Here is a 22,550-nt window from a genome sequence, read left to right as displayed (position 1 = left end):
ATGGGCTTTGGACTAATCGGTTTTGCCCTGTCAAAAACCCTGTGGTTATCATTAATCATGATGCTGTTTGTAGGAATTGGTTTCATCTTGCAATTTGCAGCAGGAAACACATTTTTGCAAACCATAGTTGACGACGAAAAACGCGGCAGAGTCATGAGCATTTACACAATGGCTTTTTTTGGAGTCACCCCCTTTGGCAACTTAGTTGCAGGTGGATTAGCCAACTATATCGGAGCACCAAATACAGTCCTAATCGGAGGGATAATTTGTGTATTAGCAGCCACAGTTTTCACCAAACAATTGCCAGCCTTAAAACACCTAGTTACACCAATCTATCAAAAAATGGGTTTAATTTCCTAAACAACTTGTAAAAAACCCTCTTTTTCTCTTCCCCTCTCTTACTCTGCGCCCTCTGCGCCCTCTGCGGTTAAAAAATCCAAATTAATTACACCAGAGGTAAAACCAATGGTCAATACCAGTGCAATTATAGAACAGCAAAGCGATCGCGTTCCCCTAAAAACCTGGATCGGCGTCATGGGAACAATTCTCGGCGCATTCATGGCAGTTTTAGACATACAAATCACCAACGCTTCCCTCAAAGACATTCAAGCAGCATTAGGCGCAACCTTAGAAGAAGGCTCTTGGATTTCCACCGCTTACCTCGTCGCAGAAATCGTCGTAATTCCCATGACAGGTTGGCTGTCCCAAGTCTTTTCCGTGCGCCGATACATCTTAGTAAATGCCGCCTTCTTCACATTTTTTTCCATGTGCTGCGCTTGGGCGTGGAACTTGAATTCAATGATTGTATTTCGAGCTTTGCAGGGGTTTACAGGCGGCATTTTAATTCCAATGGCGTTTGGATTTTTGCTGACGAATTTGCCACCCAAAAAACAGCCAATTGGCATGGCAATGTTTGCTCTGACAGCTACTTTTGCACCCTCGATCGGACCGACATTAGGAGGATGGCTGACAGAGAATTACGGCTGGCAATATGTGTTTTATTTAAATTTGGTTCCGGGAATGCTGCTGCTAGCCGCTGTGTGGTACGCAATTGACCCTAAGCCGATGCAATTAGAACTGCTAAAAGGGGGCGACTGGTGGGGAATCATCTCTATGGCGATCGGCTTGGGTTCCCTGCAAGTTGTCTTAGAAGAAGGAAGTCGAAAAGACTGGTTTAGTTCGGAGTTTATTGTCCGTCTCAGCATCATTGCTGCAATTTTTATTGGCGCTTTTTTCTGGATCGAACTAACGCGAAAAAAACCTTTTATTAACTTGCGGTTGCTGACACGTCGCAATTTCGGTTTAGCTACTATTGTGAATGTATCCTTGGGAGTGGGATTGTACGGTTCAGTGTTTATTTTGCCGATGTATTTAGGTCAAATTCAGCAGTACAATGCCATGCAAATTGGCGAGGTAATTATGTGGGCGGGAGTACCGCAGTTATTCATCGTACCGATAGTGCCGAAATTGATGCAGCGCATCGATATGCGGCTGATGATTGCTGTGGGTGTTAGTTTGTTTGCGCTGAGTTGTTTTATGAATGCCAGCATGACTCACGATACGGGTATCGATCAGTTACGTTGGTCGCAATTAGTGCGGGCTTTTGGGCAGCCTTTAATCATGGTACCGCTATCAACGATCGCCACTGCGGGTATGGAGAAACACGAGGCTGGTTCGGCTTCGGGTTTGTTTAATATGATGCGAAATATGGGAGGTTCCATGGGGATTGCGGCCTTAGCCACTTTGGTGACGCAGCGGGAGCAGTTTCACTCGAATCGTTTAGGGGAATCGATTTCTTTGTACGATCCGGCGACGCAGGAACGAATTAATCAAATGACTCAGTTTTTTGTGAGTCGGGGTGCTGATGTCAGCGTGGCGAAAGATCAGGCAATTAAGGCTATTGATAATATTGTCCGCCGGGAAGCTTATGTGATGGCTTTTAATGATTGTTTTTACTTTGTGGGCATTGCTTTATTGTTAAGTGGAATTGCGATTCTGGGCTTTAAAAAAGTGAAACCTGGTGGCGGTGGCGCGGGTGCACATTAGACCTGTTTAATAATTTCCCATAACTATTGTGGAACAGGTGGAATCTAGACTTACCCTACAAATTAACTGTTGACAGTCCTGATCTCTACTTGGCTAGAAATCTCGAAGCTATTGGGGATTTGGCTGATTGTTGCTGGGGAATACGATCGCACATTCAACAAAAAGGGCGATCGCACTTTCCTATTGGGGCAACTCGCCAAAGCGATCGCGGTATCTGGCAAGCTGCTGCTGTATTTCCTCCGCTCTTTGTTCTGATTCCTCCGCTCTTTGTTCTGATTCCTCAGCTCTTTGCTGTGCTCGATCGGCAGTGTCTTCAGCCGTCAAATACCTATTGCCTCGTTCATCAAACCAGTACAAAACCTCTAACTGTGTTTCTCCATCATTGTAACGACCTCGACCGATTCCTAAACCCACTTCCGGCATCCAGAAAGGTTCACCAATTTGCTGTTCGTACTCGCCATTTACCAAACGATAAACTTCAAACGGTTGATGTTGGTCTCGCCGCCAGTAGTAGGGGTTGTAAATCACATAGTACAGTACGCCCAACTTCGCGTAAATATCAATTTTTTTATCGTATTCACCGCCGTAAGTTTGAGAAACAATCTCTAAGGCAAAAATCGGGGGAATATTATTTTCTTCCCAAAGGACGTAACTGAGGCGCAAAGTATCGCCTTTGAACCTTTCGACACCCAAACTCAAGAAGCCGTCAGGAACGATTGGAACCAGATGACTTACTCCAGTCGTGTGATAAACTCCCATATCCACCGCAAAAAACCAGTCGTTCCGCTGCCGCCAGTGAAATTTGAGCAAGAATAATAGTAAGTTGGGAAGAAAGTTTTGATTTTCGTTATCCACTGGAGTATCATCCGAAGACGGAAGTTCGGCGCTAGTTGGCAAACGCATTTCTCGATCGAATAGTACCATGATAGAAAAATGGCAAATTTATTGATTAATTGTATCATCCAGAAACCGGGTTTATTGGAGAAACCCGGTTGCTAAGTCTTTAATTGCGATCGCGCGCTAGTTTCAACACCTCAACAGCGTCTTTATGCCCCTCAGAAGATGCCCAAATTAAGGCAGTCCAACTGTTGTTATCCTTAGCCTTAATATCAGCTCCTTTCTCGATTAAAAACTCCACAACTTGAGTCCGTCCACTACCAGCGGCACTCATTAAAGCTGTCAAACCAAAATTTGTTTTAGCGTTCACCTGAGCTCCCGCCTCCAACAAAAGTTGTACAATTTCTCTATGTCCGGCAGCAGCCGCGCTCATTAAAGGTGTCCAACCGTCATTATCCTGACTGTTGACATCGGCACCAGCAGCGAGCAATTTTGTCACGAGTTCAGTATTGCCAGCCTCAGCCGCAGCCGTCAAAGCCGTAGCACCTTCCTCATCTTTGGCATTGATATCTGCACATTGTTCGATCGCAGATTCTACAGTAGAAACATCACCAGTTTTGGCGGCATTAATTAAATCGGTCATATATTCTCCTTTGTATCCTCTAAAATCTTAAATCCCATGGCAGTAGATATTTTAGTCCTCTCTAACGGCCCCGGAGAATTAGCAACCTGGGTACGTCCCGTCGTACAAGCCTTGCGAGAACATTTAGGATGCGATCGCACATCTGTGCGTATTTCCGTTGTCCTGTCCCCCTGTCCCCACGCCACGGGCAAAGAAGCACAAATCGCCAGTTCCTACCCCGAAGTTGACAGAGTGCAAGCACCAGAGCATTTTTTGCCATTCCTATTATCCGGCAAAACAGTTGAAAATTGGGATTGGCATGAAAAAGGAGTTGTTTTATTTTTAGGTGGCGACCAATTTTTTACAGTTGTTATTGGTAAAAGGCTCAAATATCGCACTGTTATTTATGCAGAATGGGAGGCAAGGTGGTATCGCTGGATTGATAAATTTGCCGCCATGAAACCCCAAGTTATTGATAAAATACCCCAAAAATATGCTAATAAATTTACAGTTGTCGGAGATTTAATTGCCGAGGTTTCTCGTTCCCAGGCTCTGGCTGGAAACGCAGATGCTTTGGCTCTGCCTCGTCCAACTCCTCCAAAAGAACTAATTGGATTGTTACCAGGCTCAAAGGCGGCAAAACTAGCTTTAGGCGTGCCTTTGTGTTTGTCTATCGCCCAATCCATCCATCGCCTCCGCCCGGAAACTCGCTTTGTAATTCCGGTTGCTCCCACCATAGACATCCAAACTTTAGCAGGTTTTGCAGACCCCGAAAAAAATCCTTGTCTACATTTATTTGCCAACTCCAGCGCCAAACTTCATGTAACAGAATCACCATTTTTAATGACAGCAAATGGCTTACAAATAGAACTTTGGACTGAGACACCAGCCTATGATTTGCTATCAGGATGCAGTTTGTGTTTAACTACTGTGGGAGCCAATACCGCCGAATTGGGTTCTTTAGCTGTACCGATGATTGTTTTGCTACCAACGCAGCAATTGGATGCGATGAAGGCTTGGGATGGTTTGCCGGGATTGTTGGCAAATTTGCCCTTAGTTGGTTCAGTTTTTGCGACGGTGATTAATTGGCTAATTTGGCGATTGGGGAAGCGAAAACTGTATGCTTGGCCGAATATTTGGGCGCAAGCAGAGATTGTACCAGAGTTGGTTGGGAAACTGGAACCGGAAGCAGTGGCCGGGTTGGCGATCGACTATTTGAGTCATCCTGAAAAATTAGCACAAATGGGCGATCGTTTGCGGAGGGTTCGAGGAGAATCCGGGGCGGCGAATAAAATCGCTGAATTGGTTTATGAAGAACATAATAAAATATTGTAGATAATGTGGTACATTTACGCGATACATCATCAGTAATAGCAGCTTATCTACGCAAAAGACTTATGGAATCTAAGGGGCGGGCCAAGTTCACCGATTTCTGATGTCCTTAAGTAAATCGGGGTTATTGGTTGGGTGGGGGCGGGTTTTTTAAGATTGTTTGTGATTGCCAAGATTCATCGACGAACCCGCCCCTACAGATCGCACCATTGATGTAGGGGCGGGTTCACCAACCATAATTGCCAAAAACCAACAATCTCATAAACCCGCCCCCGCCCCATGCCCCATGCCCTAATTCCTAATGGCAATAAAAAAGCCAGGGATAGATATCCCCAGCTCGAAACATAACAGATTAAGTTTTGAGAATTCGTGGGTCGCTCTTTTCAGAATCCTACCGTGCCCACTCCTAGCCCAATTAAATCAGGGTAATATCCGAAGCCGATAGACCCGGTTTGCCGTTCAGGATGGCCAGCGTCACCCCTGGGTTAGGACCAGCAGTACCATCAGGGTCATACCCTAGTCGTCCGTCTTCAGCTTGATAGAAGAGGAATCCTTGATTGGTAGCAGCCCCTGCTGGACCAAAACGGCTACTGTAAGCCCCAGTCTCAAGCACCAACAAGGACCCAGAAGAAAGTCGATTGGTGTCAGGAAATGGGTTCAAGGCGCTGAAGCCTGTCTGCTGGAACACCAACTTGTCTTGACCGGACACAAAGTCACCAATTTGGTCTGGGTTGGTATTGGTAGGTAGGAAGTTGGGTGCGCCACCAATACTGACACCCTCGCCGAAGTTGTTGTAGTAGAAGCTGTCATTACCAGCTCCACCAATCAGGGTGTCAGCACCAGGCCCGCCACCGAGAGAGTCGTCGCCATCGCCTCCGATCAAATAGTCGTTACCAAAGCCGCCAAGCAACACGTCGTTGCCGCCACCGGCATTCAAGGTATCGTCTCCGTCAATTGTTGCAACTGCTCCGCTAGGAAGAGTAGCTGGGCCGCCATACAGTGTGTCATTCCCGCTACCGGTAGTAATGACATCAGTACCATTGGCACCAAAGATGAGGTTGTTGCCCTGGTCGTCGTTAATCCTGTTGACAGTTGTAACATTGGGTGAGGCAAAATTAACACTGCTAGCGTAGTAGATGACGTCATTGCCGGCAGAGTCACCGACCAGAGTATCGCGCACAGTACCAAAGACGATTGTGTCATTTCCTCCACCACCATTCATGATGTTGGTGATGGTGCTGATGACGCCGGCACTAAGATTGCCAATTAAGCTATCGTCACCCAGGCCGCCTTCGAGAGTAATAGAAGTAGGATTAGTACCACCAAAAGTAACATTGGCATTGATAGTATCGTTGCCGTCTCCACCGGAAGCTAGGCTAAAGATACCGCTCAGGCTGTCGTTGTCTGCACCGCCAAGTAACGTATCAGACGCAAAACCACCCTTCAGCGTGTCATTACCCGCTCCACCGTCCAGTAAACTCCGAGAGCCTACATATGTCTGACCCGCTGGGTTAGGTAATGGGTTAAATGTGGGTGGCGTAGTAGTCGATTCGATGAAGTCATTGCCTGCACCTCCGAGGGCGGTATCCTGCGTGGCGAAAACCGTGATCCTGTCGTTACCGTCGCCGCCGTCAAACAAGTTTTTGCCACCACCCGACTGGCCGTAACCGCCAGTGATAGTATCGTTGCCAGCACCGCCCAGCAAAGTGATTTTTTCAACGCCGGCAGTCAAAGTCTCGTTGTTACCATTGAATGCGTTGAATTGGGTCTGGATGCCATTCTTAATATATAAAGAATCGTCGCCCTCACCGCCATCCATGTAGCTGCTGCTGCCAACACCCTGCAGCGTGTCTTTGTCTTTACCGCCTAAGAGAGTGTCTCTGATATTGATACCCACAACCAAGTCGTCACCAGAGTCACCCCGCAAGTAGTTGCTTCCTTGATTGCCACCGAAGCCTCCAGATAACGTAAGATTGAGGTTGTTGTCTCCACCTGCTTTGAAGAAACCCAAGGAGTCATTTCCCTTGCCACCGTAGAGGCTGTCTCTGCCCTTGCTCCCGCCCAAAAGTATATCTGCACCCTCATTACCATATATGACGTTAGCTTCGGCAGTACCTTGGACGACATCGTCTCCCGCACCGCCCTGTATCGTAGCGGAGAGTTCAGCGACTATCGTATCATTGCCTCCGTCGCCAAACAGGAAGGCGCCAGTAGCCTGAGATCTAATAGAGTCTTCGTTGTCACCACCGTAGATAGTATCGTTCGGGCCAACGGAAACGATAGTATCGTTATCGGCTTGGCCAAATATTAAGCTGCCGCCCAAGGTAGAAGTTCTGATGAAATCAGCCCCAGCTCCGGCAAAGATTGTATCCGGTCCGAGTCCCGTATCGTTCAAATCCCTTACATTAGCATTGTTATTTAGCGTTGTCATTACAGATTCACTCCTCTACTTAATTTGTCATCGCTGTTGCGACTACAGAGACTGCCTAAAACACCGAATGTTTGGATGCCGCTGTAGTTTAACTTGTTTGCTCGTCGCAAGTCTAGTCTAGTTGTGTTAACTCTGTCTAGACTTTCTAGACTGGCTATTTTTTCGTTGTAAGCTTTTATTTTCAATTTCTTCACCATTTTAATGATCCTAATTGGACCCTCGGAGGTGCTTACGCTCTCGAAGACGCGATTGATATTCTGAATGTTCCATGGTGGATGAGCGAGGTGGGATCGCGTCCAAACAGGGAAATTAGAGATTTAGGATCAAAAAGTGGTTCCGATCTAGGCATTAAAAGTCTACGCCGCGCTTGAGCTCTACCCCCCGATCGCCGTAGTGTTTGTGACAGTATACCTCTGAATGTACACTTGCCAAATCAAAGTAAGCGTGGGGTTTATGACAGCGGCCGGTGATAATGATTTCCGTATCGCGGGGCTTGCGTAGCAAGGCTTCCACGATCGGCTCTACCGGCAGCAATTCTAAGTCTACTGTGGGATTGAGTTCATCGAGAATAATTGTTTTATACCAACCGCTGGCGATCGCCGCTTTAGCGATTTCCCAACCCCGTTCAGCTTCGGTGCAGTCCAACTCTTGCTGTTGCCCCCGCCAAACTATAGCATCCCGCCCGCACCGTTGGTGATCCACTAGCTGCGGGTAACTTTGGCGCAAAGCTGCAATTGCCGCGTCTTCCGTATAACCGGTGCCTCCTTTGAGCCACTGCACGATTAACACCCGGTGAGATTGGTCTAAACTAATACCTCTGCCGATCGCCTGCAAAGCTTTGCCTAGAGCACTGGTAGACTTTCCTTTCCCCGCACCTGTGTATATTTCAATACCAGAAATATTGTGTTCGGCTGCTGCGGGGTGGTGGTGGGGCTTCATTTCTGAATGCAAGTCAGCAATATCGAGCAAAGCTTGGGGGGTAGCCCTCCCTGTGGCGATTACTTCTAGATATTCTGGTTTGTGTTTGAGGGTTTGGACTACTTCATCTACTGGGAGCAAACCTAGGTCCAAAACCGGGTTTAATTCGTCTAGTACCACTACAGAATATAGCTCCGAGGCGATCGCCCCTTTGGCGATATCCCAACCGCGCTGGGCTTCGGTGCGATCGAATCTGGTGATAGCTTCTGGCCCAAAATATTCAGCCCTGCCGGTCCGAACTTGGTCGATTAAGTGGGGAAATGCCCGCTGCAAGGCTTCTATGGCCCCGTCTTCGTCGTAGGAGCGGCCTGGTCCCTTGAGAAAGCGCAGCAGTAAGACTCGCGTGGGGGAGTCTGAATTGATACCCAGCCCGATCGAGCGCAAAACTACGCCTAAAGCAGCCTGAGACTTGCCCTTGCTAGCGCCATCATAGACGTGAATCTGACCGGCCGCGCGTTCCGATCGGGATGATGCTGTCCGAATACCAATGCCATTCCTTACCATAATCAATTATTTTAGTCTGTCTTGGGGTCGGTAGCTGAGGGAATTTAATGTTTTAATGTTTCCATCCTGTTAATGGATCTCGACATATTATACTATAAACAAGCTGAAAATCTGCTACCATGCCATGTCCGACAGATTGGGGAAAATGTCCAGGCTGAAAATATCAAGAGGGCAAATTAGCTCGATCGTTGTCGTCCTGTTTGTGCCCGGTGGCGGAATAGATTCTACCCAGCCGTTATAGTTGTAAACTTTATGATTGCCAGTGTTTTTCCATTTCCGACTGTTTTGCTGCAAATTTTAATTTTGTTTGTGGCGATCGCGATCGAATCGTGGTTCCTACAAAAACTACTTAAACTAGACCCCAAAACCAGCGTTGAATATACAACCATCCTCAATTTATCTTGCGCCTGTCTAGGTTGGTTCCTTTTCTTCGGCCTTGAAAGCGTGATGCCAAAAGACCTGCGAGAACAGCTCATAGATTACACGATCTTAGGAGGGGGCCGCGATATTTACCCAGCCATAACTCTGATTGCTGTATTACTTTTAGCAATCACTTTTTTGGCCAAGTGGGAAGGATTAGAATTTCTCCAAAATTTGGTGGCTGGTACTAAAAAAACTTCTAAGCCTCAGTTCATAGGGCCACCCAGCCTCACCAAGCGTCCTCCCCAAAAAACTTTCCAAGTAACCACTGTTTTTGGCGCAATGTTAATTGCCCATACAGTTAGCAATTGTGTCATTCTAACCTTGTTATTTTTGCAAACATCTAATTAAAAAAATCTAGTAATTTTCTCAGGAATTAAGAATTACTTAATCCCTGAAATTATGACCTAGGGTTCGGGTGCATCTGTGTTTTGCAAATATATTCGTAGGGGCGAAGCATGACCGTTGTAAATCTCTGGTTATCACTAACAAATTGTCTGCGGTCATGCTTCGCCTATGCAAAATCGAGATGATCCCTAGGGTTCCATCTTCCATCTTCCATCTTCCATCTTCCTTATTCCTTATTCCTTCTATATGATGAAGCAATTTTTAGACATCACCAAGCAACTGACGAAGCTGACAAACAACCTTTGGGAAGTCAATAAAAAAGTCCAAAAGCAGATACTTCCGCCTAAAGTTGTCCACTGGAAAACACCTTTACTGATTAGCATATTGTTGGCATTACTGTCCGTGGCAGCCATCACAGACGGGCCAACCAGAACAACCATTGCTGATTTGAGTTGGTTATCTTTTATAATCTCCATGGGTCTGTTGACCAGTCAGCCACCTTTTGTGATTTACGGAGTCAGTATTAGTCCGTGGGTGACAAGTGTCTTAGTTGGCCTGTGGCTATTAGTCAGATTGCCGCCAGATAATCGCCCCATAGCATGGATAGCAGGACCGCTGATCGCAGTAGTGGTTCTCGCGGCCATAGAAATTTGGAATAGTGAATCCAAATGGGACAAAATTAAGTCGCTAATTCAACCGGAATTTTTAATTTTAACCCTGATTCATGTGATGATTTCTTGTTGGTTTGCTTTCCACTTTTTGATTCAAGGTTGGCTGCAAGATTATCCAAGTGTTTTGTCACAAAATATGAAAGAAAGTCATTATTTAGTGACATTTCAAGGCCCAACAATTAATCGTTCTAGAGGTGTAATTATCCTCAATGAAATGGAAAAATATCTCAAAAATCAAGCAGCAACCAAACCTTGGGCGCAGATAGAACAAATGCTGATAGATATTGACAACGAGCGATTTTTCCTCAAAAATGAAGCGTTGAAAAAACTTCAGATAGTTCCAGAAGATGGGAGTTGGGATGTCAAAACTTCCATCGTCCAAGGAGAGTCTCGTTATCAGTTAGAGATGCAAGCTACTTGGCTAGGACTGGTTTTTAGACCGGAAATATATTCCTTTACCCAGTCCTGCGAAGTGATAAATATTGGTAATGCGGCGACGGTAGACTGTGGGGCTATCAAACGCTCTAAGCCGGGGCTAAAAAAGAATGGAAGTGGAGGAGATAGTCAAGTTTGATCCTGCTGCTAAATACCAATAACCCCGACTCTCCAGAAGTTGTCGGGGTTCTCAAACCAATTACCAATTAGCTAGTAAATGAATCTCCGAAGAATTTTGACAGTTGCCATTAATGTATTTTGGGAAGTAATTCGCGATCGCATTCTTTACTTAATCGTTATTTTTGCTCTGTTGATGGCAGCAACAGTGCGGTTAATCCCGGAATTGGCGGCAACAACAGAGCAAAAAATTATCTTAGATACTGGCTTGGCAGCTATTAGTATTTTCGGTCTAATTGTCACAGTCTTTGTTGCTACTGGATTGGTAAACAAAGAAATTGAAAAACGCACTGTTTACCTGTTAATTGCCAAGCCGATAAGTCGCGCTGAATTAATTGTTGGTAAACACTTAGGGCTGTCGGCGGTACTAGGTGTCCTGGTGGCGGCCATGACTGTTATTTATCTGGTAATTATGAGTTTGAGTCGCATTAATTACCCTTTGCAAAGCATTTTAATAGCTTCACTATTCATCTGGTTTGAACTGTGTTTGGTCGCGGCTGTAGGGATTTTATTGGGAGTTTTTAGTAGTTCGTTGCTAGCAAGTTTACTGACATTTGGTGTCTATTTAGTGGGAAATTCAACGCGGGATTTAGTGGCTTTGGGTAAGTTAACTAAGAATCCTGGTATTGAACAATTGATGATGGGACTTTATCTGATTTTGCCCGATTTGGCTAGATTTAATTTGAGAAATGATGCTGTTTACGGACAAGTTCCTTACTTAGCGGCTATGATTACAAATGTCGGCTATGGTTTGTTGTATGGGGTGCTGCTGCTGTCAATTTCTGTTGCTATATTTTCACGTAGAGAATTTTAAGCCTCATCTTCTATAGCAATCCTCGCATCATTTGTGAATTTCTTACTCCCTCCCCTTGCTAAGGGGAGGGCTGGGGTGGGGTAAAAAAATTTACGACTCCTGCAAGGATTGCTATATACCTTCAGCGGGTGCAGTAAAATTGAATTGGTCAGCTAGAATATAGAAAAGATTATCGATCGCCAATCTCGACTAAAAATAAAACTTTTATTGGTAAAATGAGGTGTCCTATGACTGCTGTAATTCACAAACCAATATCACAGCTAAAAATTACCTGGCCGCTGCTACCAGATGATTTTATTCTACCAGATGACCCCGTGGAAAATATAGAACATCCTTTAATCGCGAATGGTTTACGCCAGTCTGTAGTGGATTGCCCGGAACTAATACAAGACGCACTGATAGTTTCTAATTTTGCATTGTGTGCTGCTGTGGACGATCGCACTATTTGCAAAGGCCCAGACTGGATGTACGTGCGCCCCGTGCAAGCTTGGCCTCATAACTATCCCCGTCGTAGTTACACGCCTCATACCGAAGGAACAGTGCCTTCTGTAGTGATGGAATTTCTCTCAGCTACTTACGGTGATGAATACTCTGTCGAACATACAGAAGAAATCGGTAAGTGGTTTTTTTATGAACAAGTAATCAAAGTTCCTCGCTATGTGATTTTTCGACCGCATACGGGCAGAATAGAAGTCTATGCCCTGGAATCGGAGCGATACAACAATCAAGAACCAGATGAAAATGGGCGTTATTTGATACCTGGATTGGATCTGTTTTTGGGAGTTTGGGTGGGTACTCGCGAAGGTAGAACCGGAAATTGGCTGCGCTGGTGGAATAGGGCTGGGGAGTTGCTGTTGTGGCCAGAAGAACGCGCAGAAGCTGAACGCCAGCGGGCAGAAGCTGAACGCCAGCGGGCAGAAGCCGAACGCCAGCGCGCAGAAGCCGAACGCCAGCGCGCAGAAGCCCAAAGCCAAGAAAAAGAGTTAGTCCAGACTCTGCTGGAACAGGAAAGACAGCGCAATCAAGAGCTTTTGGCTAGATTAGCCGCCCTTGGCATCGATCCAGAATAAGTAAACCTACTTAAAAAACCAAACTCTCAGGCTCCCGACTTCAAGAAGAAGTCGGGGCTCTAATATCGATCGCATTTTACAGCAATCAAAATTGAAATCATGTTAGTCGAAAAACTCGCAAAATTACAAACTATATTCGCAGAAATGGATTGGGCGCTGATTGCCTACTCTGGCGGTATTGATAGCACTTTGGTGGCAAAAATTGCTTTTGATGTCTTGGGCGATCGCGCTTTGGCCGTGACAGCAGTTTCCCCATCTTTATTGCCAGAAGATTTAGAAGATGCGCGGATTCAAGCAGCAGAAATTGGGATTGCCCACGCAGAGGTGGAAACTCAAGAAATGGCAAATCCTAATTACACTTCTAACCCGGTTAATCGCTGCTATTTTTGCAAAAGCGAACTGCACGATACTTTGAAACCGCTAGCACTCGCTAAGGGTTATCCTTATGTGGTGGATGGGGTTAATGCTGATGATTTAAAGGATTATCGTCCGGGAATTGTGGCGGCGAAGGAACGGGGGGCCCGATCGCCTTTGGCAGAAGTCGGCATGGCTAAATTTGAAGTGCGACAATTGGCAAAAGAATTAAATTTGCCATGGTGGGACAAACCAGCTCAACCTTGTCTGAGTTCGCGCTTTCCCTACGGTGAAGAAATCACCGCGGCCAAGTTGCAAAGAGTTGGGCGCGCTGAACGGTATTTGCGGCAGTTGGGACTGAAAAATCTGCGAGTGCGATCGGACCAAGATACGGCGCGCATTGAGTTACCAGCCGAGGAGATTAAGGAATTTGTGTTAAAGCAAGATTTGTCTGCATTGGTGGCCGTATTTCAAGAGTTTGGTTTTGTTTACGCGACTTTGGATTTGGAGGGATTTCGCAGCGGCAAATTAAATCAGGTTTTGCAGCCGGAGTTGTTGCAAAAAAAAGGTTGATTAGTTCTCCTGCAAAAGTGTGAGTACAACATGGTGTTAGGCACTCTGGGCACTAATTCATTACTGATGCAGGCCCGCTCTTGATAGTATTGGCGATCGGTCAAACCCGATCGCCAATACTATAATACCTTGCTCCTGCGACAATTAATCCACCCTGCCCCCTGACCCCCCCAGGGGGGGAAGGGTATAGGGCATTACCTATTACCTATTACCTATTACTACTTCCTCTGCAATTTAATACCTCTCATAGAATAATCTAAAAGCTCCATGGGGTGCATCAAACAAACTGCCTTTCCCTGCAACTCCAAATGCTTCTTAATTTGTAGCGAACAACCAGGATTAGAAGAAGCAATCAACTCCGCTCCAGTATTCAGCAAATTCTCCACCTTTTGCTGTCCCAATTCATCAGCTACCTCCGGCTGCAACAGATTATAAACACCCGCACTCCCGCAGCACAAAGCAGCATCCATAGGTTCTTTTAACTTCACTCCCGGAATTTGTTGCAACAACTGACGAGGTTGAGCACTAATCTTTTGTCCGTGCAACAAATGACAAGCATCCTGATAAACAATTGTCAAATCTCCGTCCACCAAAGGATGAAGTTTTGCCGTCATACCCGCCATTACCAAAAACTCTTGCACATCCTTAACCTTAGCCGCAAAAGCCTCAGCTTTCTGCCGATAGGCATCGTCATCAGCTAAAATATGACCGTATTCTTTCAAAGTGTGACCACAACCCGCAGCATTGATAATCACAAAATCGACACCCGTATTTTCAAAGCTGTCAATCATTTGTCTCGCCAAAGTTTGTGCCTGTTGCGCTTGTCCTTGGTGTTCCGGTAAAGCAGCACAACATCCCTGACTTTTCGGAATCACAACCTCACAACCATTAGCCGTTAAAACCCGCACCGTAGCTTCATTAACCGGCGAAAACAATAGCCGCTGCACACAGCCTAAAATCACGCCGACTCGATAGCGTTTTTCCCCTTGGGCTGGAATTACCTCTGGTAAATTATCCCGGAAAGAATCAACTGTTACCTGCGGCAAAATTGATTCCATCGCCGCCAAGCGGGGAAATACTTTTTTCAGCAAACCTGTTTTGCGAATCAGTTTTGGCAGTCCTAATTTTTGATAAATAAACAGCGGTACAAGCAAAGGCCGTAATCGGTGAGGATAAGGGAAGAGATTAAAAATCAGAGTGCGAATTACTTTATCAGAAAAAGAGCGTTCCTGATTCCGAGAAACTTGGTGACGTGTGGCGGAAATTAATTTATCGTATTGTACACCCGACGGACAAGTAGTAACGCAGGCCAAACAGCCCAAACAAGTATCAAAATGCTGGGAAGTTGCTTCATTCAAAGGAGCTTCACCTTCGTTAATCGCATCCATCAAATAAATGCGGCCTCTGGGGGAATCCATTTCTTTACCCAGTACCCGATAACTAGGACAAGTGGACAAACAAAAACCACAGTGCACGCAAGTATCGATTAATTTAGGATTCGGAGGATTATTAGTATCAAAACCCTGTAATTCTGGAATTTGTAAATGGGGATTTTGTGCTAGAAAATTGCTTTCCTTAGCTGGTTTTAAATTGTCGCTGGGAAGTGTAGATTTTTCAGAAATTTGCATATATTACCTAATTATTGTGGTTAGTAGTAAAGACTTTATCCCTTCAAACACTTCTTTTCTTTTCTCTTCCTTCGCGCTCTTCGCGCCTTCGCGGTTCGTTAAAAAAGAATCTGGTTCACAAACGATTCAGACTAGGATTCAATAAAAACTAATGTCCTTACTACAAACTTTAAACTAAATACCATCAACAAAGCGATGTGGACTCAAAATATTCTCCGAGTCAAACTGTTGCTTAATCCGGCGCATAAGATCGATCGCACTTCCAGTATAGCCCCAAACATCCAACTGTTGCTTGAGAGCAGGAGACGCAGCCAAAACAGTCAAAAAACCTGCTTTAGCTTCACAGACTCGGCGTATTTGCAACAGTGTTTCCGCAGTCACAGTCTGATCAAAGCGCAAAATCCCCAAACCGCTACCTGCATGAATCACAGCATCCTGAATGGGCAATTCGTCCATTACCTTGACAGCTTCGGAGGGCCTGACTCCTATTTTGCAAATAATCGGAGAGTCTTGGGTATGATTCCAGATAGTTTCTGGCAATGTTTGCCATAATTGCTTCTGATCATTTTCGCCCCAGCTAGCCCCTTGCAAACCCAACTTTTCGCCAACTTCCCGCAAGCGGGCTGATTGTTGTTTAACACTCTCTGGGATACTTTGAAATCTGACTATTAATCCTAGGCCCTTTCCTAAACCTAATTTGGCTACTAAATCCGGCGATAGTAAATCCACGGCTGTGGGAGTCAAAGCCGAAGATAAAAGGATTTGGGTTGCTTGAGTTAAAGGCCCTGGTGCCCCAGTCAAGAGAACTGTTTCGGAGGCGACGGGGAGGGGATAAACTCGGAAAGTGACTTGACTAATGATACCTAAAGTGCCGTAAGCACCAGTAAATAGTTTCATTAAATCGTAACCGGCGACGTTTTTGACTACTCGGCCGCCCGCAGTGGCAATTTTACCGTCCGATCGCACAAAAGTCATTCCCAACAGCATATCCCGAACCCCCCGATAGCGATGGCGCAGGGAACCCGCGTCAGCAGTAGCGACAATGCCACCCAAGGTTGCTTGCTGTGGATAGGCGGGATCGATCGGCAAAAATTGACCTGCTACGGCTAAAACTTGCTGTAAATCCGCAAACTTCATCCCCGCCTCCGCAGTCACGGTTAAATCGCCCACAGCGTGTTCTATCAATCGATTCAGGCGCGAAGTGTTGACAGCCATGAGTCGGAGATTCGAGTCTAATTTGACCAAACCGCCCCAATCCAGTTTACTGCCGCCACCACAAGGCAGAACAGCATAACTATTTTGCCCAGCCCAAGCAATCACAGCCGCGAGTTCTTCCTGGGTATTGGGATAAACAATGCAGTCAATGTGTGTGTCTGGGCTAACTGCTATTTCGAGTCTTTCTTGCCAAAATGCTTCTGTATCTTGCCAGGAAGAGACACTAGCAGCATCCACAATACTTTCTAGTTCTTGGATCTGTGCCAAATTTACTGTATAAACTGATTTCATTCAACTAATAGTAGATTTTATATTCAACGGGACTCATACCAATTTAATGGGTCGTTGCACATATCTTGATCCCCCTAAATCCCCCTTAATAAGGGGGACTTTGAGTGCTTCTTGTCCCCCCCTTAATAAGGGGGACTTTGAGTGCTTCTTGTCCCCCCCTTATTAAGGGGGGCTAGGGGGGATCGAATTTTATGCAACGACCCATTAAACTGGCACTACACATTTTAACGTAGTTCTGTCATTCTGGACTAAATGAAGAAACTGAAGGATCTCACTCGATGCTTCGCTTTGTATTCTGACACGATTGTGTTGCACGGGGAAGGGAGTATTGAAAAGTCGATGAGAAGTCGATGAGAACTCACTCACGTTCTCAAATAGTCATCTGATTTAATAGAAATTCGTAGGGGCGAAGCATGACCGCTGTAAATCTCTGGTGATCCCTAATAAATTGTCTGCGGTCATGCTTCGCCTATGCAAAATCGGGATGCTCCCCCAGCATTTCGCTCGAAAGGTCGATCGAGTGACTATGTATCAATACATTTTTATCAAATCTTTACAGATCTTTAGGCAATAAGCCGTTATCGTTGGTACAACAAATTTTGACTCTTTTTTCAACTCAGCATTAGGTGTATGATGCCAAACTTAAAAACTCAAGTTTCAGGAAGTGCGATCGCCTTTATCGATCGCCTGGTTACAGATTATCAAAGTTTGATTGCGGGGGTAACACCGGGTACGGAAGTAGTGGTTTTGGATGGGAACCGGGATGCGATCGACCAAATCACTCAAATTTTAGCTCTTCGCAGCAATATAGACAGCATTCACATCATTTCTCACGGTGCTCCGGGCAGCTTGCAACTGGGCAAAACCAGATTGGGTTCTGACAATCTGGAAAGTTATGCCGAGAAGTTGCAGCAGTGGCGGAGTGCTTTAACTGTCGGTGCGGACATTCTGATTTACGGTTGCAATGTCGCATCAACACCTCGCGCTTCCCTCAAAGTCCGCCGTTCGTTTCAACCCCCGTCTCATAGCGCAAGTCGGTTGAAACCGACTGAAAACAAGCTCGCTATTCAGTCCTCTTTAGAGGACTTTCGCTATGAGACGGGGGTTGAAACGAACGGCGGACCTGCGGGCGAGGGCGAGGCTATTCAGTCCTCTTCAGAGGACTTTCGCTATGAGACGGGGGTTGAAACGAACGGCGGACCTGCGGGCGAGGGCGAGGCTATTCAGTCCTCTTCAGAGGACTTTCGCTATGAGACGGGGGTTGAAACGAACGGCGGACCTGCGGGCGAGGGCGAGGCTATTCAGTCCTCTTCAGAGGACTTTTGCTATGAGACGGGGGTTGAAACGAACGGCGGAACCTTCATCCAGCGCATCGCCCAACTCACAAATACCAACGTTGCCGCCTCCAAAAACCTCACCGGCAGCGCAGCAAAAGGTGGCGACTGGAAACTAGAAACGACAACCGGGAAAATTGCAGCACCTTTAGCATTTCGGCCCGAAGTTCTAGCAGCATACAACCACGTCCTTGCCACCTTCAGTGAAGCCAGAAACTATACTGTGGGCCAACGAAGTATTTCTGACATTGGTACGGGCGATTTTAATGGTGACGGTTTCCTCGACTTAGTAGTGACAACCTACTTATCAGATATTTTCATATTGTTGGGGACGGGTACTACGGGCAGCTTTGGTACTCCTATCAGCTTATTGAAGCCAGGAGGTAAGGAGAATCCCTCTGGCGTTGCAGTGGGTGACTTTAATAAAGACGGCAAACTCGATTTAGCTGTAACGAATTCTTACTATTTCGGAGATAACGGCAATTTCCTTTCCATCCGACTGGGGACAGGTACTGGTAGTTTTGGCGATCCTACCAACTTTGGTGTAAATATAGATCATAGTTCGATCGTAACCGGCGACTTTAATGGAGATGGCAAGTTAGATTTAGCCACAACTCCTGAGAACGATAATTACATTTCAATACTTTTGGGAGACGGTACTGGTAGCTTTGGGACTCCCGTTAAGATTAATACACAAACACGCAAGTCTACTGTTGCCACAGCCGACTTTAACGGCGATGGCAAACTCGATTTAGTCACGTCGAACAATGAAAAGACTAATAACATCTCCGTTTTCTTAGGAGATGGTAAAGGCAACTTTAACTCCCCCGTTAACCTTACCTCCGCCACTAGCTTTAGTGGCGCGAGTCAGCGAACTGTCGTCACAGGCGACTTTAATGGCGACAGCAAACTCGATATCGCCGCCAATAACAACTTCGATAAATCTGTCTCAGTCTTCTTGGGAGATGGTACGGGTAATTTTGATACTGCTAACAACTTTAATGTCATAACTTCTGGAGGACAGCCCGAATCTGTGGTTGCAGGGGATTTTAATGGCGACGGCAAACTCGATTTAGCCACGTCTAACAACTTGGGTGCTTCCCTTTCAGTCTTGTCAGGAGATGGTACGGGTAAATTTGGTAATCTCAGTCAATTTACGATACCGAGTTCTTCCGCATATGTTTATATGATTGCGAGAGATTTTAATGCTGACGGGAAGTTGGATATAGCTACGGCTTACAGTCAAAATCTCTCAATTCTGCTGAATACATCGAATACAGTTAATTTCGGTGCGGCAACTTACAGCGGCGTGGAAGGAACAACAGACACAGTAGTTAATATTCCCGTCAACATCACCGGCGGCACTCCCTTAAACGATGTAGTTGTGCCAATTCTCCTCGACTCCAGCAGCACCGCCACCCAAAATACAGACTACACCTTTTCCCCTACTTCGATTACCTTCCCCGCAGGTGCAACAGGTGACGCACTCACCAAGAATGTTGCAGTTACTATCAAGCCTGACAATCTCTCGGAAAACCCCGAAACTGTAATTTTCAACTTGGGTACAATTACAGGTGCGATTGCCGGATCTACAAAGAAAACAACTCTAACTATTTCAGATCAGGTTTTTGTTACTTATGCCATTGCTGCCGGTACTGCCAGCATTGACGAAGGCAATAGCGGCAAAAAACCTCTAACTTTCACTGTGACTCGCAGCAACGTCACTAACGGGGCAAGTAGCGTCAAATATGCAATAGGAGGAACTGCTACCAACGGCAGCGATTATAACAATATCGGCGGCACTTCTGGGGCAAGGAATGCTACTGGCACGATTAATTTTGCGACTGGTGAAACATCAAAAACTATCACTCTGGATGTGTTGGGCGACACCACGGTGGAACCCGATGAAACTATTACCGTCACCCTGTCGGAGGCCACAGGTATCGCAGCGGTAACACCGACAATTACCGCTGATACCGCTACCACAACTATTATTAATTACACTGCACCGACGCCGGCACCGACGCCGGCACCGACGCCGACACCAGTCACGCCAACACCGACACCAGTCACGCCAACACCGACACCGCCGACACCAACACCAACACCGCCAACACCAACGCCCACACCGACACCAGTCACGCCGACACCAACACCCACACCGACACCAGTCACGCCGACACCAGTCACGCCTACACCAACGCCCACACCAACACCAGTCACGCCTACACCAACACCAACACCAATACCAATACCAATACCAATACCAATACCAATACCAACTCCAACACCAACGCCCACACCTAACAACCGCCCGCCAGTTGTAAATCGTCCTGTCTTGTCGCAAGGAGGTTCCAAAACCAATGAGTTGATCTTCGCTGCAAATACCGATACTGACCCCGATCCGGGCGATCGCGTTAGTTATACGATCGGTCTGACAGATTACAATGCTTTGAATGAGTCTGCATTCACTTGGGAGAGATCCCTCAGCGACGGTTCCTATCGCCAGCCGGTAGATGGGTTAAGTTTTCCTCAAATTCCTCTCCCCTCATGGTTAACTTTCAATCCCGAAACCCGTACTATCAATTTAGATGCGAGTCGCCCAAAATCTTTCAACTATTGGCTGAAGGTAACGGGAACGGATTCATCAGGTGCCAGTGTTAGCGAACTCGTTCGGTTCAAGAGTTTCAATTTCGGCGGTTTTGTGATTGATGGTTACATTGCTGGTTCTACTATCTTCTTTGATGCTAACAAAAACGGCATAATCGATGCTAACGAACCGTCTGCCACAACTACCCCTAATGGTGAATTCGAGCTGAATCTCGCCTCCAACATTTTCGACAAAAATCAAAATGGAGAAATTGACCCAGAAGAAGGCAATCTAGTGGCCATAGGTGGCATCGACACCGCCACGGGTTTACCGCTAGAAACACCAGTCACCGCACCACCAGATGCTACTGTTGTCACGCTCTTAACCAGCTTGGTCGCAGACTTAATCGACAAAGGATTGACATCAGAATCAGCACAATCTTCCGTCAAAAAATCCCTTGCTATCCCCGCTAATGTTGACCTAACTAGCTTCGATCCGATCGCGGCTACCAACAACAACCAGCCAGGGGGTATTGCAACTTTATCCGCAATGGTGAAAGTCCAAAACTTCATCACTCAAACTAGCGCTTTGATTGACGGTGCTTCTAGTGCATTAACTAAGGATATTGTCAAGGCAGTTGTCAGTTCAATTACGAGTAGAGTTCAATCTGGTACTGTTTTAAATCTGAGCAATGCAGCAGATTTAGAACCAATTATTCAGCAAGCTGTCAGTAGAATCAAGCAAGTTGACTCCAGTTTTAACACTCAAAACTTTACCCAAATTTCCTCACAAGCTGCGACTGTAATGGCAACAGCCAATCAACGCATTGATGCCGCTGTCTCCAGCACAACAGGAACATCCATTCCTGAAGCAGTCGCCCGCGTCCAAAAAGTAACTTTGGGCCAAACTACTCAAGATTTCAAAGCTGTTGGTGCGGGAACTAAGACAATTTCTCAAGTAGTTTCTGAAAATACTGCTGCTGCTTTAGACACCAAAATTGAAACTATAACAACACCTGCTGGGCTTGCGACTCCTGTTGTCACCGGCGATGCTGATTTGGGCAGCAATTCGCCCGACGCAATTATCGGTACAAATGGCGACGATATCCTGACTGGTGGCAGCGCAAATGATGTTTTGATGGGGATGAGGGGCAATGATTACCTCGACGGTAGCCTCGGCAATGACTCGCTTTTCGGCGGCAAAGGTAATGATATTCTGCTGGGAGGTAGCGGAAATGATGCCTTGTTTGGCAGTCGCGGTGCCGACATTTTGAATGGCGGTGATGGCAACGATATTCTGCTGGGAGGTAAGGGTGATGATTTGCTCACAGGCGGTTTGGGAAGTGATATTTTGACAGGAGGTGCTGGTAATGATAAATTCTTGCTTTCTACCAATTCTGGTATCGATACTATCTTGGATTTTGAGGATGGCAAAGATTTGCTAATACTGGGCAATAATCTCACTTTCTCGCAATTGTCAATTACTCAAGAAAACAGTGCTACTTTCATCCGTTTGTCAGCAACAGGTGAAATTTTAGCTTCTCTGAATGGGGTGTCTGCAAGTGCGATTAGTGCCGCTAATTTCAATTTAGCTTAGAGCAGCAGCGGGGTAGGCACGCACCATCCACTACCCCTACAAAATCCTCGTTTTCTTGAGAATGAAATAGAGCATCCCGATTTCGCATAGGCGAAGCATGACCGCAGACAATTTATTAGCTGTCGCCAGAGATTTACAGCGGTCATGCTTCGCCCCTACGAATATATTTACAAAACACATATGCACCAGTCTAGATCCCCCTAAATCCCCACCCCCCCCTAGGGCGTGTTTTCAAACCCAAAGATCCCCCCCAGCCCCCCTTAAAAAGGGGGGGGGAAAGAGTC

General features: G+C 46.2%; 16 protein-coding genes. 9 read left to right on the top strand and 7 right to left on the bottom strand.

The genetic code is table 11. The features are described 5' to 3' along the window. Both AAFP11_RS24565 and AAFP11_RS24560 read left to right on the top strand, forming a co-directional pair. Window positions 1–360 (top strand): MFS transporter (locus AAFP11_RS24565; protein WP_341739396.1); only part of this gene is annotated, 360 nt, incomplete at its 5' end. A gap of 105 nt (window positions 361–465) precedes the next feature. Further along, complete coding sequence (locus AAFP11_RS24560) at window positions 466–2,046, top strand: DHA2 family efflux MFS transporter permease subunit (RefSeq protein ID WP_341739395.1); 1,581 nt, start codon at window positions 466–468, stop codon at window positions 2,044–2,046. A gap of 180 nt (window positions 2,047–2,226) precedes the next feature. Here the strand turns inward: AAFP11_RS24560 and AAFP11_RS24555 are convergent, their stop codons facing one another. Together AAFP11_RS24555 and AAFP11_RS24550 are read right to left on the bottom strand one after the other, a co-directional pair. After that, window positions 2,227–2,970: a Uma2 family endonuclease gene (locus AAFP11_RS24555; protein WP_341739394.1), complete on the bottom strand. Its 744-nt coding sequence runs from the start codon at window positions 2,968–2,970 to the stop codon at window positions 2,227–2,229. Between the two features lie 79 nt (window positions 2,971–3,049). Then, a complete protein-coding gene (locus AAFP11_RS24550) occupies window positions 3,050–3,526 on the bottom strand; it encodes an ankyrin repeat domain-containing protein (protein WP_341739393.1) in 477 nt (158 codons plus the stop codon). 36 nt (window positions 3,527–3,562) lie between these two features. Here AAFP11_RS24550 and AAFP11_RS24545 point away from each other — a divergent pair, with 36 nt between their 5' ends. Next, complete coding sequence (locus AAFP11_RS24545) at window positions 3,563–4,840, top strand: lipid-A-disaccharide synthase (RefSeq protein WP_341739392.1); 1,278 nt, start codon at window positions 3,563–3,565, stop codon at window positions 4,838–4,840. A gap of 412 nt (window positions 4,841–5,252) precedes the next feature. On the opposite strand, the gene AAFP11_RS24540 is transcribed toward AAFP11_RS24545, so the two are convergent. The 3 genes from AAFP11_RS24540 to AAFP11_RS24530 all read right to left on the bottom strand — a co-directional run bounded on the left by AAFP11_RS24540 (window position 5,253) and on the right by AAFP11_RS24530 (window position 8,750). Next, on the bottom strand, window positions 5,253–7,268 hold the full coding sequence (locus tag AAFP11_RS24540) for a calcium-binding protein (protein ID WP_341739391.1): 2,016 nt from the start codon (window positions 7,266–7,268) through the stop codon (window positions 5,253–5,255). Then, complete coding sequence (locus tag AAFP11_RS24535; RefSeq protein ID WP_341739390.1) at window positions 7,268–7,465, bottom strand: hypothetical protein; 198 nt, start codon at window positions 7,463–7,465, stop codon at window positions 7,268–7,270. Before AAFP11_RS24535 ends, AAFP11_RS24540 begins: the two co-directional genes overlap by 1 nt. A 151-nt stretch (window positions 7,466–7,616) precedes the next feature. Next, window positions 7,617–8,750 (bottom strand): cob(I)yrinic acid a,c-diamide adenosyltransferase, encoded by a 1,134-nt coding sequence (locus tag AAFP11_RS24530; RefSeq protein WP_340523015.1) that lies wholly within the window; start codon window positions 8,748–8,750, stop codon window positions 7,617–7,619. A 252-nt stretch (window positions 8,751–9,002) separates the two neighbouring features. On the opposite strand from AAFP11_RS24530, the gene fraC reads away from it, so the two are divergent. The 5 genes from fraC to larE all read left to right on the top strand — a co-directional run bounded on the left by fraC (window position 9,003) and on the right by larE (window position 13,612). Further along, window positions 9,003–9,521, top strand: a complete 519-nt coding sequence (gene fraC, locus AAFP11_RS24525; protein WP_341739389.1) for a filament integrity protein FraC — start codon at window positions 9,003–9,005, stop codon at window positions 9,519–9,521. Between the two features lie 243 nt (window positions 9,522–9,764). Beyond that, a complete protein-coding gene (locus tag AAFP11_RS24520) occupies window positions 9,765–10,763 on the top strand; it encodes a DUF5357 family protein (RefSeq protein WP_341739388.1) in 999 nt (332 codons plus the stop codon). 78 nt (window positions 10,764–10,841) lie between these two features. Further along, window positions 10,842–11,615 carry an ABC transporter permease gene (locus AAFP11_RS24515; protein ID WP_341739387.1) on the top strand — a complete coding sequence of 258 codons (774 nt, stop codon included), beginning with the start codon at window positions 10,842–10,844 and terminating at the stop codon, window positions 11,613–11,615. Window positions 11,616–11,842: 227 nt separating this feature from the next. Beyond that, window positions 11,843–12,685: a Uma2 family endonuclease gene (locus AAFP11_RS24510; RefSeq protein ID WP_341739386.1), complete on the top strand. Its 843-nt coding sequence runs from the start codon at window positions 11,843–11,845 to the stop codon at window positions 12,683–12,685. Window positions 12,686–12,784: 99 nt separating this feature from the next. Then, complete coding sequence (gene larE, locus AAFP11_RS24505) at window positions 12,785–13,612, top strand: ATP-dependent sacrificial sulfur transferase LarE (RefSeq protein WP_341739385.1); 828 nt, start codon at window positions 12,785–12,787, stop codon at window positions 13,610–13,612. Between the two features lie 218 nt (window positions 13,613–13,830). Here larE and AAFP11_RS24500 read toward each other — a convergent pair whose 3' ends face one another. Together AAFP11_RS24500 and AAFP11_RS24495 are read right to left on the bottom strand one after the other, a co-directional pair. Next, window positions 13,831–15,240: a heterodisulfide reductase-related iron-sulfur binding cluster gene (locus AAFP11_RS24500; RefSeq protein ID WP_341739384.1), complete on the bottom strand. Its 1,410-nt coding sequence runs from the start codon at window positions 15,238–15,240 to the stop codon at window positions 13,831–13,833. Between the two features lie 174 nt (window positions 15,241–15,414). Continuing rightward, entirely contained in the window at window positions 15,415–16,746 is a 1,332-nt protein-coding gene (locus AAFP11_RS24495) for an FAD-binding oxidoreductase (protein ID WP_341739383.1), read from the bottom strand. A gap of 630 nt (window positions 16,747–17,376) precedes the next feature. Between AAFP11_RS24495 and AAFP11_RS24490 the strand changes: the two genes are divergently transcribed. Further along, a complete protein-coding gene (locus AAFP11_RS24490) occupies window positions 17,377–22,266 on the top strand; it encodes a DUF4347 domain-containing protein (RefSeq protein WP_341739382.1) in 4,890 nt (1,629 codons plus the stop codon). The last annotated feature ends 284 nt before the right edge of the window (window positions 22,267–22,550 follow it).

This window comes from Microcoleus sp. CAWBG640 (genome assembly GCF_020883015.1).
GTDB lineage: Bacteria > Cyanobacteriota > Cyanobacteriia > Cyanobacteriales > Microcoleaceae > Microcoleus > Microcoleus anatoxicus.
This window is presented reverse-complemented; position numbering and strand designations above follow the sequence as displayed.

Coding starts and splice junctions, on each gene's coding strand:
- AAFP11_RS24560 (WP_341739395.1), top strand. CDS start 466: ATGGTCAATACCAGTGCAATTATAGAACAGCAAAGCGATCGCGTTCCC.
- AAFP11_RS24555 (WP_341739394.1), bottom strand. CDS start 2,970: ATGGTACTATTCGATCGAGAAATGCGTTTGCCAACTAGCGCCGAACTT.
- AAFP11_RS24550 (WP_341739393.1), bottom strand. CDS start 3,526: ATGACCGATTTAATTAATGCCGCCAAAACTGGTGATGTTTCTACTGTA.
- AAFP11_RS24545 (WP_341739392.1), top strand. CDS start 3,563: ATGGCAGTAGATATTTTAGTCCTCTCTAACGGCCCCGGAGAATTAGCA.
- AAFP11_RS24540 (WP_341739391.1), bottom strand. CDS start 7,268: ATGACAACGCTAAATAACAATGCTAATGTAAGGGATTTGAACGATACG.
- AAFP11_RS24535 (WP_341739390.1), bottom strand. CDS start 7,465: ATGGTGAAGAAATTGAAAATAAAAGCTTACAACGAAAAAATAGCCAGT.
- AAFP11_RS24530 (WP_340523015.1), bottom strand. CDS start 8,750: ATGGTAAGGAATGGCATTGGTATTCGGACAGCATCATCCCGATCGGAA.
- fraC (WP_341739389.1), top strand. CDS start 9,003: ATGATTGCCAGTGTTTTTCCATTTCCGACTGTTTTGCTGCAAATTTTA.
- AAFP11_RS24520 (WP_341739388.1), top strand. CDS start 9,765: ATGATGAAGCAATTTTTAGACATCACCAAGCAACTGACGAAGCTGACA.
- AAFP11_RS24515 (WP_341739387.1), top strand. CDS start 10,842: ATGAATCTCCGAAGAATTTTGACAGTTGCCATTAATGTATTTTGGGAA.
- AAFP11_RS24510 (WP_341739386.1), top strand. CDS start 11,843: ATGACTGCTGTAATTCACAAACCAATATCACAGCTAAAAATTACCTGG.
- larE (WP_341739385.1), top strand. CDS start 12,785: ATGTTAGTCGAAAAACTCGCAAAATTACAAACTATATTCGCAGAAATG.
- AAFP11_RS24500 (WP_341739384.1), bottom strand. CDS start 15,240: ATGCAAATTTCTGAAAAATCTACACTTCCCAGCGACAATTTAAAACCA.
- AAFP11_RS24495 (WP_341739383.1), bottom strand. CDS start 16,746: ATGAAATCAGTTTATACAGTAAATTTGGCACAGATCCAAGAACTAGAA.
- AAFP11_RS24490 (WP_341739382.1), top strand. CDS start 17,377: ATGATGCCAAACTTAAAAACTCAAGTTTCAGGAAGTGCGATCGCCTTT.